This is a genomic window from Thioclava sp. JE_KL1, assembly GCF_009296265.1.
In the GTDB taxonomy this organism is placed as follows: Bacteria; Pseudomonadota; Alphaproteobacteria; order Rhodobacterales; family Rhodobacteraceae; genus Thioclava.
Map to the genome: position 1 here is coordinate 60,002 of NZ_WBJS01000007.1, position 14,235 is coordinate 74,236.

Consider the following 14,235-nt stretch of genomic DNA (forward strand, 5'->3'; position numbering starts at 1 on the left):
AGGGCTGGATGGGTCGTCCGGTCAATGCGCCGGGCTTTTCGATGTTCCGTAACGGCTGCGCCAGCAGGGCTGCAGATCGCCGGGGTGTTCTTTGGCTTCATAGATGGCGCGGGCGATGGCGCGGGCAAGCACGCAAGACGCCGCATGGCCAAGCTGGAACGGATCGCGGACCGGATCGGCCAAGGGCTTCTCGCCGGTCGCGGCAGCGAAGATCAGATCGCCGTCCATCGGCGTATGCGACGGCACGATGGCCCGCGCCATGCCGTCATGGGCGGCCGTGGCCATGCGCTGCGCCTGCGCCTGGGTGAGGGCGGCATCGGTCGCGACGATGGCGATGGTGGTGGCTTCGCCTTGGCGTTTCATCGGTTCGGGTTCGGCGGTGGAATGGTAACGATGTGCGACACCCAACCCGCCGAACTCGCCCGCGACTTCCCAAGGCGCGGCCCAGAAATGCGGACCCTCGCCGACGGTCACCGAGCCAAGCGCGTTCACCGCCACCAGCGCGCCGACGGTAAAGCCGCTCTCCAGCACGGCCGAGGCCGACCCGAGCCCGCCTTTGAAAGTCCCGGTCATCGCGCCAAAGCCCGCCCCGACGCTGCCGAGCGCGAACCGCTCCGTGGCCGCCTCGAGCGCCGCGCGCCCGAGCCCGGGATAGGGCGTCTCGGTCCAACTCTTGTCGCCACCGTTGAGCAGATCGAACAGGATCGCGCCGGGCACGATCGGCACGCGCTGATCGCCCACCGCGAATCCGCGCCCTTGCGCGCGCAGCCCTGCCATCACCCCGTCGCAGGCGCCCAGCCCGAAGGCCGAGCCGCCCGAGAGCACCAGCGCATCGACCTCCTGCACCAGCTTGTCCGGCGCGAGCAGGTCCGTCTCGCGCGTCCCCGGCGCGCCGCCCATCACCTGCACCGCCGCCGTGAAGGGGCGCTCGCCCAGCAGAACGCTCACACCCGAGCGCAGGCCCGCATCCTCGGCATTGCCCACGCGCAGCCCGGCGATATCGGTGATCAGATTGTTCGGCCCTGCCTTCATCTTCCTCTTGGTCCAAATATCCTGGGGGTTTGGGGGCAACGCCCCCAACTCAATGCTCTGCGCTCAGATACACCGCCCGCCATCGACCTCCATCGCGACGCCGGTGATCATGCTCGCCTCGTCGGAGCACAGGAACAGCGCCGCATTCGCCATGTCCTCGGGCGTCGAGAACCGCCCCAGCGGGATGGTCGAGAGAAACTTCGCGCGGATCTCCGGCGTGTCCTCGCCCATGAAGCTTTTCAGAAGCGGGGTCTCCCCGGCGACCGGGTTGATCGCGTTGACGCGCACGCCGGAGGGCGCAAGCTCCACCGCCATCGCGCGGGTCGCGGTGATCATCCAGCCCTTCGAGGCATTGTACCAGCTCAGGTTCGGTCGCGGGCTGATGCCGGCGGTGGAGGCCACGTTCAGGATCGCGCCCGCGCCGCGCGCTTTCATCCCCGGCACGATGTGGCGTGCGGTCAGGTAGACCGATTTCGCGTTCACGCTGAGGACGCGGTCGAACTCCTCCTCGGTCACCTCCTCCATCGGCTTGGGCAGATGGGTGGTCCCTGCGTTGTTCACGAGAATGTCGATCTGCCCGAACGCCTCGCGCGCCGCCTGCGCCAGTGCGGCGACATCCGCATCGCGGCTGACATCCACGGTGCAGGCCACGCCGCCGATCTCGTCGGCGATGGCCTGCGCGGCCTCGGCGTTGAGATCTGCGACCAGAACCCGCGCACCCTCGGCGGCGAAGCGGCGCGCGATCCCCGCGCCGAAGCCCGAGCCCGCGCCGGTGACGATCGCGCTTTTGCCTTCCAGTCTCATCGGTGCTCCTCCTCGGGGCCTACTGTTGTCGCAGGACACATCGGGTGCAAGGGGGCTCTGCCCCCCCGGTCTGCCAGCCCTTCGCTTGCGCTTCGGGCGTTCGCCGGGGTGTCCTTCCACTGGAAGGCCGCTGATCCCGGCTCACCCCCGGGATATTTCCGCCAAGCCGAAACCCTTAGCCATGCCAGGCGGCGACGGTTTTCAGGGTGGAGAAGCCGTAGAGCGCCTCGAACCCTTTCTCGCGCCCGTGCCCGGATTTGCCGATGCCGCCGAAGGGCAGCTCCACGCCGCCGCCTGCGCCGTAATTGTTCAGGAAGACCTGCCCCGCGCGCAGGCGACGGGCGAGCCGCATCGTTCGTCCGCCATTCTCGGACCAGACCGAGGCGACGAGCCCGTAGTCCGTGCCGTTCGCGATGGCGACGGCCTCTTCTTCGTCCTCGAAGGGAATGACGATCTGCGCCGGGCCGAAGATTTCCTCCTGCGCGAGTCGATGCGCGCCGTGACCACCGCCGATCAGGGTCGGCGCGACGTAATGACCGCCTGCGGGGACATCCTCGGCGATCCGGCCTTGCGCCGCGATAGTGAGGTCGGAGGCGAGCGCCAGATAGCCCTCGACGATCTGTTTCTGCCGCCCCGAGATCAGCGGGCCGAGGTCGTGATCGCCGAGCGCGGGCCCCGCCGTCAGGCTCCGATAGCGCGCGGCCATTTTCTCCAGCACCTCGTCATAGCGCGAGCGCTGCACGAGGATGCGCGACGAGGCCGAGCAGGTCTGCCCGGCGTTCTGGATGCCTGCATTCACGAGGAAGGGCAGCGCGCGGTCGAGATCGGCATCGGTGAAGACGAGCTGCGGGGATTTGCCGCCAAGCTCCAGCGTGACGGGCACGGCATTCACTGCGGCGGCGGCCTGAATGCGCTGGCCGACCGCGACCGATCCGGTGAAGGAAATATGCTGGATGCCGGGATGGGCCGAGAGCGCGGCCCCGGCCTCCTCTCCCAGACCCGGCACGATATTGAGCGCCCCGGCTGGCATCCCCGCTTCTTGCGCGATCCGCCCGAAGGCCAGCGCGGTGAGCGAAGCTTCCTCGGCAGGTTTCACGACCGCCGCATTGCCCATCGCCAAGGCGGCTGCGACCGAGCGCCCTATGATCTGCATCGGGTAATTCCACGGCACGATATGCGCGGTCACGCCATGCGGCTCGCGCAGCGTGTAGGCGGTGTAGCCGTTGAGATAGGGGATCGTCTCGCCCATCACCTTGTCGGCGGCGCCGCCATAGAATTCGAGATAACGCGCCAGTGCCGCCACATCGGCACGCGCCTGCGTCAGCGGTTTGCCGACATCGAGCGCCTCGATCACGGCCAGATCCTCGGCATGGGCCAGCACGAGGCCGGACATCTTCATCAGGAGCCGCCCGCGCTCTGCCGCGCTCATCTGTCCCCAGTCGCCTGCAAACGCCGCCTGAGCGGCCTCGACCGCCGCATCGATCTCCGGCTTGCCGCCCCGGGCGATCTGCGCCATCTCGCGCCCATCCGAGGGGCATTCCACGGAAAGGCGCGCATCGGGCTTGCGCCAGACGCCTCCGATCAACATCTCCTCGGGGTCGAACCAAAGCGGCAAACTCATGCGCGGCACCTCCTCTTGTCACGCGATTTCGCAGCACGCTCGGCGCGCGCGCGCGGAAAATCAAGAGGGCAGGAATCTGCCGGGGCGAGCCTGATCACATTCATGTGAGTGTGAGTGGAGGGAACTTTCCCCTATCTAGCCCCTTGAATGACGGAACCGGGCCGAAGGCCCACCGGAAAAAGAGACAGGAAAATTGCAAGTGACCGCGAGTTATTCGACGCTCAAACGCGCAATCCGCCCGGCCATGCTCTTCGGGCTGGCTGGCATCTTGGCTGCCTGCGCGAGTGCGCCGGAACAGCGCTATGCGCAACCGACCCAGTCGACGAAGGCCGTGCCCGCCGAATATCAGGCGCGCGAAGATGACGGGAAAACCATCCCGGCGATCAGTCCGAAATATCTGGTGGAGCGCAACCGCCGCCAGGTCGTGCCCTATCACGGGCCCGAGGCTGTCGGGACGATCGTCGTCGATCCCTATGCGCGTTTCCTCTACTACATCACCGCGCCGGGCAAGGCAGAGCGCTACGGCGTCGCAGTCGGTCGCGATGGCAAGACCTTCTCGGGGGATGCCACGATCAAGCGCAAGCAGGAATATCCGAGCTGGACGCCGACGCAGAACATGATCCAGGAAGATCCCGACCTCTACGGGCCACTGAAAGACGGTCTGCCGGGTGGTCTGGACAACCCACTGGGCGCGCGTGCGCTCTATCTCTACCAGGGTAACCGGGATACCTATTACCGCATCCACGGCACGATGGATCCGTCCTCGATCGGGCGTGCGACCTCGGCTGGCTGTATCCGTCTGTTCAATCAGGACATCATCGACCTGTTCGCGAAAGTGCCGAAGGGCACGCCGGTGAAGGTGCGCAGCCGCGCCGAGAGCCTCGAGATGGAAGGTCCGGTCGTGCAGCTGCATTCGGGCTATGTGGTCTCCGCCTATAATCAGGTGGCGATCAACGAGGACGAGGCCGCGTGGAAAGCGGGCCAGATCCCCGATCAACAGAAGGTCGAAGAAGAGCAGCATCAGGCTTCGGTCGCGATGGCCCAAGAGGTCGGCGGCTCGGGCGAGACTGCCAGCTCCACCGTCGATTGCGGCTATTCCGGCACCGGCACCTGCGTCGATACCACCAACTGATCGAGCCGATCTTTTCGGAAAAAAATTCACGGCGCGGGGGCAACCTTGCGCCGTTTTTCTTGGGTCGCGACGCCTCCAGAACCGCGCCAAATGACGCGATACGCGCCCCGATGCCGCAGCGTTTGCGCGTTCACGTCTTTCCTTGCGGGCCGGGTGACGCTAGGACTCGCGCGCAAGCAGATCAGGAGGATGCCATGAGCGTCACCGGAACCACGCGGCAGAAAATGCCCGCAGATATTCTCGCGATGAAGGGCGGCGCGCCGATCGTTTGCCTGACCGCCTACACCACGCCGATTGCGAAGCTGGTCGACAGCCATTGCGATCTCGTGCTGGTCGGCGACTCGGTGGGCATGGTGCTCCACGGGCTGCCCTCGACGCTGGGCGTCACGATGGAGATGATGATCCTCCATGGCCAAGCGGTCGCACGCGGCCTCTCGAATGCGCTGATGGTGATCGACATGCCGTTCGGGTCGTATGAGGAAAGCCCGGCGCAGGCGTTCCGCAGTGCTTCGCGTCTGATGGCCGAGACTGGCGCGGGGGCGGTGAAGCTCGAAGGTGGGGCGCATATGGCCGAGACCATCGCTTTCCTGACCGCGCGCGGTATCCCGGTGCAGGCCCATATCGGGCTGACCCCGCAATCGGTGAACACGCTGGGCGGTTACAAGGTGCAGGGCCGCGGCGACAGCCGGGCGCGTCTGGTCAAGGATGCGAAAGCGGTGGCCGAGGCCGGTGCGTTCTCGGTGGTGCTGGAGAAGGTGCCGCAGGGGCTGGCCGACGAGATCACCGCAATGGTCGCTATCCCCACCGTCGGCATCGGCGCGGGCGCGGGCTGCGACGGGCAGGTGCTGGTGGTCGATGACATGCTGGGCCTCTTCACCGATTTCAAACCGAAATTCGTCAAGCGCTTCGGCCAGCTCGGTCAGGAAGCCGAAGCCGCCGTCGCCGATTACGCAGCCGAGGTGCGCGAGCGCAGCTTCCCGGCAGCCGAGCACAGCTTCGCCGATGAGGTGAAGAAATGACGCAGGTGATCCGCAAGGCCGCTGAACTGCGCGACAAGGTGGCGGCGTGGAAACGCTCGGGGATGCTGGTCGGTGTGGTGCCGACGATGGGTGCGCTGCATGACGGCCACCTCAGCCTCGCCCGCGCGGCGCGCAAGCAATCGGACCGCGTGATCGTGACGGTCTTCGTGAACCCGATGCAGTTCAACAACGCCTCCGATCTCGACAAATACCCGCGCGACGAGGCACAGGATCTGGCGCTTCTGGAAGCCGAAGGGGTCGATGTCCTCTTTGCGCCGGGCGTGGACGAGGTCTATCCCGACGGCTTCGCCACCACCGTGTCCGTCGCGGGCATCACCGAGCCGCTGGAGGGCGCGTTCCGTCCCGGCCATTTCGACGGCGTGGCGACGGTCTGCTCGAAGCTCTTCGGCATGACGCAGGCGGGGCGCGCGTTCTTCGGCGAGAAGGACTGGCAGCAATTGCAGGTGGTCCAGCAACTTACCCGCGATCTCAACATGCCGATCCGCATCATCGGCTGCCCCACGATCCGTGAAGAAGACGGTCTGGCGATGTCCTCGCGCAATGTGCGGCTGACGGAAGCCGAGCGCGCATTGGCGCCGCGCCTGCATTCGGTGATGCAGGAAGCGGCCGCGAAGATCCGCGACGGTGTACCGGTCGAAGGCGCGCTCAACGACGCGAAAACCGAGTTGAAAGACGCGGGCTTCGGGGCGCTCGATTATCTCGAACTGCGCACGGTCGACGGGCTGAAACCCGCGACGGATCTGTCGCAACCGGCGCGGATGCTGGCCGCGATCTGGCTGGGCGATGTGCGCCTGATCGACAATATCGCCGTCTGATCTCTCGAGGGGGCGCTGCCCCCGCGGCTCCGCCGCCCCCCGGGATATTTCGACAAGAGCGAAGAGGGAGGAAAGCTGCTTCCCCTTGGTCCAAATATCCCGGGGGGAGGCGCGGCACGCGCTGAGGGGCAGAGCCCCTAAGACCCCAGCAGTTCCGCCATAACCAGCGCCATGACCGTCGCGCTGTCGGTCATATCCTCGATTCCGACCCATTCGTCGGGTTGATGGGCGAGCTCCAGAAGCCCCGGCCCGTAGGCGATGCAGTTCTGAAGCCGCCCGATCCGGTCGATATGTTTCTGATCATAGGTGCCGGGAGAGACGACGTAAGCCGCCTCGCGCCCCAGCACGGCCTCGATCGCGGCGGCGGTGGAGCGCACGATCGGCGCGCCCTTGTCGGTCATCGTGGGCTGCACCTCGAACAGGTCGCGGATTTCGTAGCGGAAGCTCGGACGCTGGGCTTTCACGCGCTCCATCAGGTCGGTGATTTCGGCCTTCACCTCCGTGAGGTCTTCCTCGATCAGAAAGCGGCGGTCGATCACGATGCGGCAGCGATCAGCGACGCAGGGCGTGGGCAGGCCGGTGTAATCGGCCCCTTCTTCCGGCGCGCCGCCATGGATCGAATTGACGTTCAAGGTCGAGGCCCGCGCGCCTTCGGGGATCACGGGCATCTCGGTCTGCTTGCCCAGAAGGAGGGGGTAGAGCGTCTCCTCCATCTCGGTCAGAACGGCGCTCATATGGCGGATCGCGCTGTCGCCGAGAAACGGCATCGAGCCATGCGCGATACGGCCATGGGTCTCAACCTCGGCCCACCAGACGCCGCGGTGACCGAGGCAGATCTGGTCCTTGTGCAGCGGCTCGGGGATGATGACATGCTGCACGCGGGCGGGATCGAAGCGGCCTTGCTCGGCCAGATAGGCCACGCCGCCATAGCCGCCCGATTCCTCGTCGGCAGTGGCGGAAATCTCGATGCTGCCCGCGAAATCGGGGCAGGTGTCGAGGAACGCCACTGCCGCGATCACAGAGGCCGCCAGACCGCCTTTCATGTCGCAGGCGCCGCGCCCGTAGATTCGGTCTCCGTCGATCTCGGCGCCGAACGGGTCGCGGGTCCAGCCATGGCCGATCTCGACGACGTCGTGATGCGAGTTGAAGTGCACGCATTCGCCAGGGCGCGCGCCCTCGATGCGGGCGACGAGGTTCCAGCGCGGATAGGTCTCGCTGTCGCCGGGCGTGTTATGGGCGCGGATCAGTTCGGTCGTGAAGCCGCGTTCTGAGAGATAGGCGGCGAGAAAATCGCAGACCTCGCGGTAATTGCGCCCCGGCGGATTCAGCGTCGGAATGCGTATCAGTGCCTGCGTCAGCGCGACCAGATCATCGCGTCGCGCGTCGATGGCAGATTTCAGGCGGTTGGCGAGGTCCATACCCAAGGCTAGCGCCGTGCGCCGCCACGGGCCAAGCGAAAACGCAAGGATTGAAAACACATGGCTTTTAGCACCCGCGCGCGCTATTGCGGTGCAAATTCCTACGGAGGGACCGGATGAACCTGTTCTTGGCCTTCGCGCTCGTGCTTTGCATTGCGGTCGGAGGGTGGCTGTCGAAATACGACTGGGCGAAGCTTTTGGCGCTGGTGCCTGTCGCGATGATCGTGCCCGCTTTCTACATGACCGGCACCGCCTGCGGTGCGGGCTTCGTGCTGCATTTCTTCTCCGACACGGCAAGCTGCTCGAACGGCTATGTGCCGCGCCAGATGTTCGCCGCGACCTATGTGCTCGCGCTGATCCCGGTCGCGGCTTCGGCCATCGTGATCAAGCTGATCCGGATCGGGATGGCGCGCCGGAAGGGCTGATCTGGTCAACCGCGCCGCCGCGGCCTAGGCTTGCGACAGCGAGGGGCAAGGAGGGCGCGCGATGCTGGCCTTCATTCGACTGGCGATCTTCGGGCTGATCGTGCTGACGGTCCTGTTCTGGCTGGTGCGTCTCTATGCCCGGTCGGTCCGGCGCGAGGCGCTGGAAGAGGATTGGAACGAGGCCGCTGCCGAGGGCCGGGCCGAGACCACGCGCGATACCTTCGTCGAGGCCGGGATGCGGGACTACGAGAAAAGCCTGCTGCGCAAGCTGATCTGGCTGGTCTATGTCCTGCCGATCGTCGTGGTGGGGCTCATTATCTATCTGATGAATTACAGGTGAAAATCCGATGCGTTACGTGAAATGGGGTTTCTGGCTGGTCGTGATCGGCTTCGTTGCGGTGTTCCTGCATTACAACCTGCCGCGCCATGACATCGTGCGGATCGTCGGCACCGAGGTGCGCCGCGTCGATTTCGGCGAGAACTCGATCTTCTGGGCCGCGCCCGACGTCGGCACCGCGACCGCGACCAGCCGCGACGTGCGCTTCATCAACTCGGTGCGTCCCAACGGCAAGACGCTGGTCTTCCGCAACGAGGATACCGGCTGGGGCTGGCCGCCCTATTTCAAACTCGACAGTTCGGACCTGCAGGCGCAGGCGGAGTCGCTGATCTCGACCTCGGCCGATCCGATCTGGGTATCGGTGACGCGATATGGCTGGCGCTCGCGCTGGCTGACCATCTATCCGAATGCCGTCGGGCTGAAGGTCGTGCCGGGGCCGGATACGCGGATCATTCCCTGGGGCATCATCATCCTGACGCTTCTGGTCATCGTCTTGCTGACGATCCGGGCGATGTGGCTGCAGTTCCGCCAGCGCTCGATCGACCCGCTATTCGAGGATGCGAGCGAGGCTTGGGACGATGCCGAAGAGGGCGCGAAGGGCTGGTTCGACCGCTTTATCGGGCGCAAGTGAGACGCGGGTGCCGGGCCGCCGGGCCGCGCCCAACTCGGACCGACACTGAAACGCAAAAGCCCCGCCACTGGAGGGCGGGGCTTTCGATAATCAGGTGATCTGCGCTTAGGCGTTGGCGGCGCGGATCTGCTCGGCGGCGTCCTTGTTGAAGCTCACGCCCTTGGTCTCGAACAGCTGGTCCAGCTCGCCCGAGAGGGTCATCTCGGTGATGATGTCGCAGCCGCCGACGAATTCGCCTTTGACGTAGAGCTGCGGGATGGTCGGCCAGTCCGAATAGTCTTTTATGCCCTGACGGATGTCCTGATCCGCGAGCACGTTGACGTCCTTGTAGGTCACGCCCATGAAGTTGAGCACGCCCGCGACGCGGCTCGAAAACCCGCATTGCGGCATGTCCTTGGTGCCCTTCATGAAGAGAACGACGTCATTCTCCGAGATTTGCTGGGCGATTTGGTCTTGCGCGTTCATCTTCCGTATCCTTCGGTTTGCCTTCGCCGCGACGGAGTCCGCGAAGGCCATGTTTCAAAAGCCGGGGAATGCCCCGGAAAAATATCCAAAACACCCGGAGCCCGCGCCCGATCGCGTAGAGCAGCAGCAACGCAAGCCCGAGTGTATCCATCGTGTCATTCGGGCGCTTTGGTGGTCAAAGCGAGCGCGTGCAGCACTCCGTTCGGCCCGTCCATCGCCCCTTTGAGCGCGGCATAGACCGCGCGCTGTTGCTGGACGCGGTTCTTGCCACGGAAGCTCTCGTCGATGACCTCCGCTGCCCAATGATTCCCGTCCCCGGCGAGATCGGTGATCGTGATCTTGGCATCGGGGAATTCCGCCCGGATCAGGGCTTCGATGTCATGGGCTTCCATTGCCATAAATAGGGCTCCTCGTCCTTTGCCGCAAACTTAAGTGGCGCGGCGGCTGGCTGCAAGGGGATGCGCGGGGGCGCGAACCTATGCGGTGGCCGCTGGCGGGTGCAATCGCGAAAGGAAAAACATGAGCGTCGCGATGACCACGCTGCCGATGAACATCGCGGCGGCTCCGGCGGCCGTCACCGGCAGGGAATGGCCCGGCGCGCCGATCTCTCCGGCGAGCAGGAAACACATGTTGATGTCGATCCCCATCAGCGTGGTCCGGGGATGGGCGCGCAGCAGCGCACCGCCTGCGATGAAAGCGAAGGCGAGGATCAGAAGCTCGGTCTGATCGCCGCCCGACAGATGGGTGAGCCCGCGATAGGCGACGGCGGCCAGGACGCCAAGCGCGACACCGGGCACAAGGAAGCGCACGGCGGGGCGCGGATTCGGCATGGAGCCCAGCACCGAGGAGAAGACGATCACCGAAAGCGCGGCGGCTGTTGCGGCGGGGTGGGTGAAATGGGCGTCGATCAGGGTGGCCCCGCCGGTGAGCACCGCCACCGCCGCCATGCGCAGCCAAAGCTGCTGCACGAAATGCGGGTTCGGGCGCGGCGGCATCGGCGCGCGACGGGCGGGCGTGAAGAGCCAGTTCACCGCCGTCACCGAGATGACGCCCAGAAGGGTGCAGGCGACCCGGTCGAGCGCGAGCGGGATCGCATCCGCCCCCATCCCCAGCGCGGGCATCACCACCACGCCGATCGTGATCGCCATCAGCGTGAAGCCATAGGCCCAATGCGTCCCGATCCGGTAGGCGATACCGACGCCGATGGCCGCCGTGAGTGCCACGGTCAGTGCGATTCCCGGCACGGGCAGCCATGTCAGAGCCGCGATCCCGATACCGGCGCCGACCAAGGTGCCTGCGACCCGCAGCACTGCGCGCAGGGCCATGTCTTCGCGATGGGGTTGGATCACGACCCAGACGGGCATGGCCGCCCAATAGATATTGGTCAGGCCCAGTAGCCGGGCGGCAGTCAGGGCAAGCGTCGCGGCGAGGAACAGCCGGGCGGCATAGGCAAGGGTGGAACTGGTCAAAGCGGGAACCTGAAATCGGTGGATCGCCGCGACATTAGCTTGTGCGCGGGCGGTCAGGAACCGCCCGGCGCGCATGTCCGCCCTGCGTCAGATCACAGAACTCAGGCGTCGATCGCCGCTTTGAACGCGCTGCGATAGAGGGCCGACAGCTCCTCCAGCGGGGCGCTGTCCGAGCCGAAGCCGACCGTGTCGCCGCCGAAGCGACCCACGGTGTAAAGCGGCACCTCGGCGCGGCGGGCGGCGACCATCAGCGCCTCTGCCTGATCGAAGGAGCAGGCCACGAGGTAGCGGCCCTGATCCTCGCCGAAGAGCGTCGCGATGTCGTCAGCCTCGAGCGTGACACCCAGACCGGCCTCTTCCGCCATCTCGAAGGCTGCGAGTGCGAGCCCGCCATCCGACAGATCGCTTGCGCCTTTGACCAGCGCGCGGTTCTCGCGCAGGAACTCGCCATTGCGTTTCTCGACGTCGAGATCGACCTCGGGCGCGTCGCCCGACTCGAGCCCGAAAGCTTCAAATGCCAGCGCGGATTGATCGAGGTGCCCCTTGGTTTCGCCGATCACCATCGCCACGTCACCCGCCGTCGGCAGGCCCGCGATCAGCTCGTCGAGCGAACTCAGCAGACCGACCGCGCCGATGGTCGGGGTGGGCAGGATGCCGGTGCCGTCGGTTTCGTTGTAAAGCGAGACGTTGCCCGACACGATCGGCATGTCGAGCGCGCGCACCGCGGCGTCGATACCTTTGATGGCGCCCACGAACTGACCCATGATCTCGGGCTTTTCGGGGTTGCCGAAGTTCAGGTTGTCGGTGGAGGCCAGCGGCTTGGCGCCCACGGCGGTCAGGTTGCGATAGGCTTCGGCCACCGCCTGCTTGCCGCCCTCGAACGGGTTCGCCTTGACGTAGCGCGGGGTCACATCGGCGGTGAAGGCCAGCGCCTTGTCGGTGCCGTGCACGCGCACGACGCCCGCCCCGAGACCCGGACGGCGCACCGTGTCGCCCATCACCTGCGTGTCGTATTGCTCGTAGACCCAGGACTTATGCGCGTAGTTCGGCGAGCCGATCAGTTTCTTCAAAGCATCGATCGCGCCGATCTCGGGCAGCGCCTCGCCCGCGGTCGCGACGGGCGTCTCGATCCAGGGGCGATCATATTCGGGAGCTTCCGAGGACAGCTTCGACAGCGGCACGTCGGCTTTCACCTCGTTGCCATGCATGATCAGGAAGCGGTCTTCTGCGATGGTCTCGCCGACGATGGCGAAGTCGAGATCCCATTTCACGAAGATCTCGCGTGCGATGTCTTCCTTCTCGGGGTTGAGGACCATGAGCATCCGCTCCTGGCTCTCCGACAGCATCATCTCATAGGCGGTCATCGCGGCTTCGCGCTGCGGTACCGCGTTGAGGTTGAGCTTCACGCCCAGCCCGCCCTTGTCGCCCATCTCGACCGCCGAACAGGTCAGGCCCGCGGCCCCCATGTCCTGAATCGAGATCACCGCGCCGGTCTGCATCAGTTCGAGACAGGCTTCCATCAGGCATTTCTCGGTGAAGGGGTCGCCGACCTGAACGGTGGGGCGCTTCTCTTCGATCGTGTCGTCGAACTCGGCCGAGGCCATGGTCGCGCCGCCGACGCCGTCGCGACCCGTCTTGGCACCCAGATAGACGACCGGCATGCCGATGCCGGACGCGGCGGAGTAGAAGATCTTGTCGGCATCCGCGAGGCCCGCCGCGAAGGCATTCACGAGGCAGTTGCCGTTATAGGAGGGGTGGAAGCGCACTTCGCCGCCCACATTCGGCACGCCGAAGCAGTTGCCGTAGCTGCCCACGCCCTCGACCACGCCTTTCACGACATGGGAGGTTTTCGGGTGGTCGGGCATGCCGAAGCTCAGGCTGTCCATCGCGGCGACCGGGCGCGCGCCCATGGTGAACACGTCGCGCAGGATGCCGCCCACGCCGGTCGCGGCGCCTTGGTGCGGTTCGATATAGGAGGGGTGGTTGTGGCTCTCCATCTTGAAGACCACGGCCTGCCCGTCGCCGATATCGACGACGCCCGCATTCTCGCCGGGACCGCAGATGACCTGATCGCCCTCGGTGTGCAGCGTGCGCAGCCATTTCTTCGACGACTTGTAAGAGCAGTGCTCGTTCCACATCGCCGAGAAGATCCCGAGCTCGGTGAAAGTCGGCTCGCGTCCGATGATCTCGAGGATCCGGTCGTACTCGTCGGGTTTCAGGCCATGGGCTGCGATGAGATCAGGCGTGATCTGCGGCTCGTTCATGAGGATCCTCCGGCATCGGCTTCGCCGCCCCTATTAGGCGAATATGTGCAGGGGGAAAAGAGAGGCCGGACGTTGCGGAAAGAAAAAACGCGAGGCCCGAAGGCCCCGCGTCGTAAAAGCGCGTATCAAGTGTCGCCCGGATTACGAGCGCATGTCCACCTGCGTCTCGAGATTGGTCAGCAGTTCGGACACGGTCCAGCCGAGTTTAACCTGACCATTGGCGGCTGCGCCTTTCGGCACGTTGATCTTGAACAGCGACACGGTGGTGTCGAGCTTCGGCGAGGTGCGGATATAGACGGTGTCGTAGCCGTCATTCGCTTCGACCTTCTCGATCATGCCGATGATGTTGCCATCGACGCTCATCGCCTTGTCTTCGGCATTGGCGGCGGTTTTCATGCCCGTGATGCCGGCTTCGTCGGTCAGCTGGCGCTGCGCGGGGATCATTTCCTCGCCCATCGAGGTGCTGTCGAACATCGCGGTGCCGGTCTTCACGTCGGTGATGCCGTACTGGTCGGTCGACTCGAAGGTGTTCGAGGAGGTCACCGCGGGCGGCGTGCCCGTCGAGGTTTCCTGCCCCGGCACCGCGCCAACACGATAGTCGGCGATGCCGTAATATTGGCCGTCACCATTATTCGTGGAGGGCACTTTCGACAGGTCGAGGGCCGAAGCCGAACCTGCGATGGTCATCGCGCCAAGAAGAGCGGTCGAAGCGGCAAAGATGTTTTTCGCGGTAGTCATAACAGTATCCTTTCAACTGGTTACTCAAGTGCTGCGCCGTTGCT

15 protein-coding genes are annotated in these 14,235 nt (G+C 65.4%); 6 read left to right on the forward strand and 9 right to left on the reverse strand.

Annotated features, from left to right (window positions below; genetic code table 11):
- Positions 1 to 21 precede the first annotated feature (21 nt).
- The 3 genes from F8R15_RS14320 to F8R15_RS14330 all read right to left on the reverse strand — a co-directional run bounded on the left by F8R15_RS14320 (position 22) and on the right by F8R15_RS14330 (position 3,457).
- Positions 22 to 1,032 carry a P1 family peptidase gene (locus F8R15_RS14320; RefSeq protein ID WP_152845047.1) on the reverse strand — a complete coding sequence of 337 codons (1,011 nt, stop codon included), beginning with the start codon at positions 1,030 to 1,032 and terminating at the stop codon, positions 22 to 24.
- A gap of 63 nt (positions 1,033 to 1,095) precedes the next feature.
- Positions 1,096 to 1,836 carry an SDR family oxidoreductase gene (locus F8R15_RS14325; RefSeq protein ID WP_152845048.1) on the reverse strand — a complete coding sequence of 247 codons (741 nt, stop codon included), beginning with the start codon at positions 1,834 to 1,836 and terminating at the stop codon, positions 1,096 to 1,098.
- Positions 1,837 to 2,011: 175 nt separating this feature from the next.
- Positions 2,012 to 3,457, reverse strand: coding sequence for an aldehyde dehydrogenase family protein (locus F8R15_RS14330; protein WP_152845049.1), 1,446 nt, complete (start codon positions 3,455 to 3,457; stop codon positions 2,012 to 2,014).
- A 199-nt stretch (positions 3,458 to 3,656) separates the two neighbouring features.
- Between F8R15_RS14330 and F8R15_RS14335 the strand changes: the two genes are divergently transcribed.
- The 3 genes from F8R15_RS14335 (at position 3,657) to panC (ending at position 6,444) form a co-directional block, all read left to right on the forward strand.
- A complete protein-coding gene (locus tag F8R15_RS14335) occupies positions 3,657 to 4,589 on the forward strand; it encodes a L,D-transpeptidase (RefSeq protein ID WP_338113658.1) in 933 nt (310 codons plus the stop codon).
- A gap of 194 nt (positions 4,590 to 4,783) precedes the next feature.
- A complete protein-coding gene (gene panB / locus F8R15_RS14340; RefSeq protein WP_083079068.1) occupies positions 4,784 to 5,608 on the forward strand; it encodes a 3-methyl-2-oxobutanoate hydroxymethyltransferase in 825 nt (274 codons plus the stop codon).
- On the forward strand, positions 5,605 to 6,444 hold the full coding sequence (gene panC, locus F8R15_RS14345) for a pantoate--beta-alanine ligase (protein WP_152845050.1): 840 nt from the start codon (positions 5,605 to 5,607) through the stop codon (positions 6,442 to 6,444). Before panB ends, panC begins: the two co-directional genes overlap by 4 nt.
- 137 nt (positions 6,445 to 6,581) lie before the next feature.
- Here panC and F8R15_RS14350 read toward each other — a convergent pair whose 3' ends face one another.
- The gene (locus F8R15_RS14350; protein WP_152845232.1) at positions 6,582 to 7,862 is read right to left on the reverse strand and encodes an acetylornithine deacetylase/succinyl-diaminopimelate desuccinylase family protein; all 1,281 of its coding nucleotides are present in this window, start codon (positions 7,860 to 7,862) and stop codon (positions 6,582 to 6,584) included.
- A gap of 116 nt (positions 7,863 to 7,978) precedes the next feature.
- Here F8R15_RS14350 and F8R15_RS14355 point away from each other — a divergent pair, with 116 nt between their 5' ends.
- The 3 genes from F8R15_RS14355 (at position 7,979) to F8R15_RS14365 (ending at position 9,255) form a co-directional block, all read left to right on the forward strand.
- The gene (locus F8R15_RS14355; protein WP_078522055.1) at positions 7,979 to 8,287 is read left to right on the forward strand and encodes a hypothetical protein; all 309 of its coding nucleotides are present in this window, start codon (positions 7,979 to 7,981) and stop codon (positions 8,285 to 8,287) included.
- A 61-nt stretch (positions 8,288 to 8,348) separates the two neighbouring features.
- Positions 8,349 to 8,627, forward strand: coding sequence for a hypothetical protein (locus F8R15_RS14360; RefSeq protein ID WP_134330208.1), 279 nt, complete (start codon positions 8,349 to 8,351; stop codon positions 8,625 to 8,627).
- A 7-nt stretch (positions 8,628 to 8,634) separates the two neighbouring features.
- Positions 8,635 to 9,255, forward strand: coding sequence for a DUF1523 family protein (locus F8R15_RS14365; RefSeq protein ID WP_152845051.1), 621 nt, complete (start codon positions 8,635 to 8,637; stop codon positions 9,253 to 9,255).
- Positions 9,256 to 9,360: 105 nt separating this feature from the next.
- Here F8R15_RS14365 and grxD read toward each other — a convergent pair whose 3' ends face one another.
- The 5 genes from grxD to F8R15_RS14390 form a co-directional block, all read right to left on the reverse strand.
- Complete coding sequence (gene grxD / locus F8R15_RS14370; RefSeq protein ID WP_078522053.1) at positions 9,361 to 9,720, reverse strand: Grx4 family monothiol glutaredoxin; 360 nt, start codon at positions 9,718 to 9,720, stop codon at positions 9,361 to 9,363.
- Positions 9,721 to 9,875: 155 nt separating this feature from the next.
- Positions 9,876 to 10,118, reverse strand: coding sequence for a BolA/IbaG family iron-sulfur metabolism protein (locus F8R15_RS14375; protein WP_075775791.1), 243 nt, complete (start codon positions 10,116 to 10,118; stop codon positions 9,876 to 9,878).
- A gap of 78 nt (positions 10,119 to 10,196) precedes the next feature.
- The gene (locus F8R15_RS14380; protein ID WP_172976233.1) at positions 10,197 to 11,189 is read right to left on the reverse strand and encodes an FUSC family protein; all 993 of its coding nucleotides are present in this window, start codon (positions 11,187 to 11,189) and stop codon (positions 10,197 to 10,199) included.
- A 101-nt stretch (positions 11,190 to 11,290) separates the two neighbouring features.
- A complete protein-coding gene (gene purL / locus F8R15_RS14385; RefSeq protein ID WP_152845053.1) occupies positions 11,291 to 13,453 on the reverse strand; it encodes a phosphoribosylformylglycinamidine synthase subunit PurL in 2,163 nt (720 codons plus the stop codon).
- Between the two features lie 141 nt (positions 13,454 to 13,594).
- Entirely contained in the window at positions 13,595 to 14,191 is a 597-nt protein-coding gene (locus F8R15_RS14390; protein ID WP_078571559.1) for a hypothetical protein, read from the reverse strand.
- Between the last annotated feature and the right edge of the window lie 44 nt (positions 14,192 to 14,235).

Bases quoted from the DNA above. Each gene is read 5' to 3' on its own strand.
- F8R15_RS14320 (WP_152845047.1), bottom strand. From the start codon at position 1,032: ATGAAGGCAGGGCCGAACAATCTGATCACCGATATCGCCGGGCTGCGC.
- F8R15_RS14325 (WP_152845048.1), bottom strand. From the start codon at position 1,836: ATGAGACTGGAAGGCAAAAGCGCGATCGTCACCGGCGCGGGCTCGGGC.
- F8R15_RS14330 (WP_152845049.1), bottom strand. From the start codon at position 3,457: ATGAGTTTGCCGCTTTGGTTCGACCCCGAGGAGATGTTGATCGGAGGC.
- panB (WP_083079068.1), top strand. From the start codon at position 4,784: ATGAGCGTCACCGGAACCACGCGGCAGAAAATGCCCGCAGATATTCTC.
- panC (WP_152845050.1), top strand. From the start codon at position 5,605: ATGACGCAGGTGATCCGCAAGGCCGCTGAACTGCGCGACAAGGTGGCG.
- F8R15_RS14350 (WP_152845232.1), bottom strand. From the start codon at position 7,862: ATGGACCTCGCCAACCGCCTGAAATCTGCCATCGACGCGCGACGCGAT.
- F8R15_RS14355 (WP_078522055.1), top strand. From the start codon at position 7,979: ATGAACCTGTTCTTGGCCTTCGCGCTCGTGCTTTGCATTGCGGTCGGA.
- F8R15_RS14360 (WP_134330208.1), top strand. From the start codon at position 8,349: ATGCTGGCCTTCATTCGACTGGCGATCTTCGGGCTGATCGTGCTGACG.
- F8R15_RS14365 (WP_152845051.1), top strand. From the start codon at position 8,635: ATGCGTTACGTGAAATGGGGTTTCTGGCTGGTCGTGATCGGCTTCGTT.
- grxD (WP_078522053.1), bottom strand. From the start codon at position 9,720: ATGAACGCGCAAGACCAAATCGCCCAGCAAATCTCGGAGAATGACGTC.
- F8R15_RS14375 (WP_075775791.1), bottom strand. From the start codon at position 10,118: ATGGCAATGGAAGCCCATGACATCGAAGCCCTGATCCGGGCGGAATTC.
- purL (WP_152845053.1), bottom strand. From the start codon at position 13,453: ATGAACGAGCCGCAGATCACGCCTGATCTCATCGCAGCCCATGGCCTG.
- F8R15_RS14390 (WP_078571559.1), bottom strand. From the start codon at position 14,191: ATGACTACCGCGAAAAACATCTTTGCCGCTTCGACCGCTCTTCTTGGC.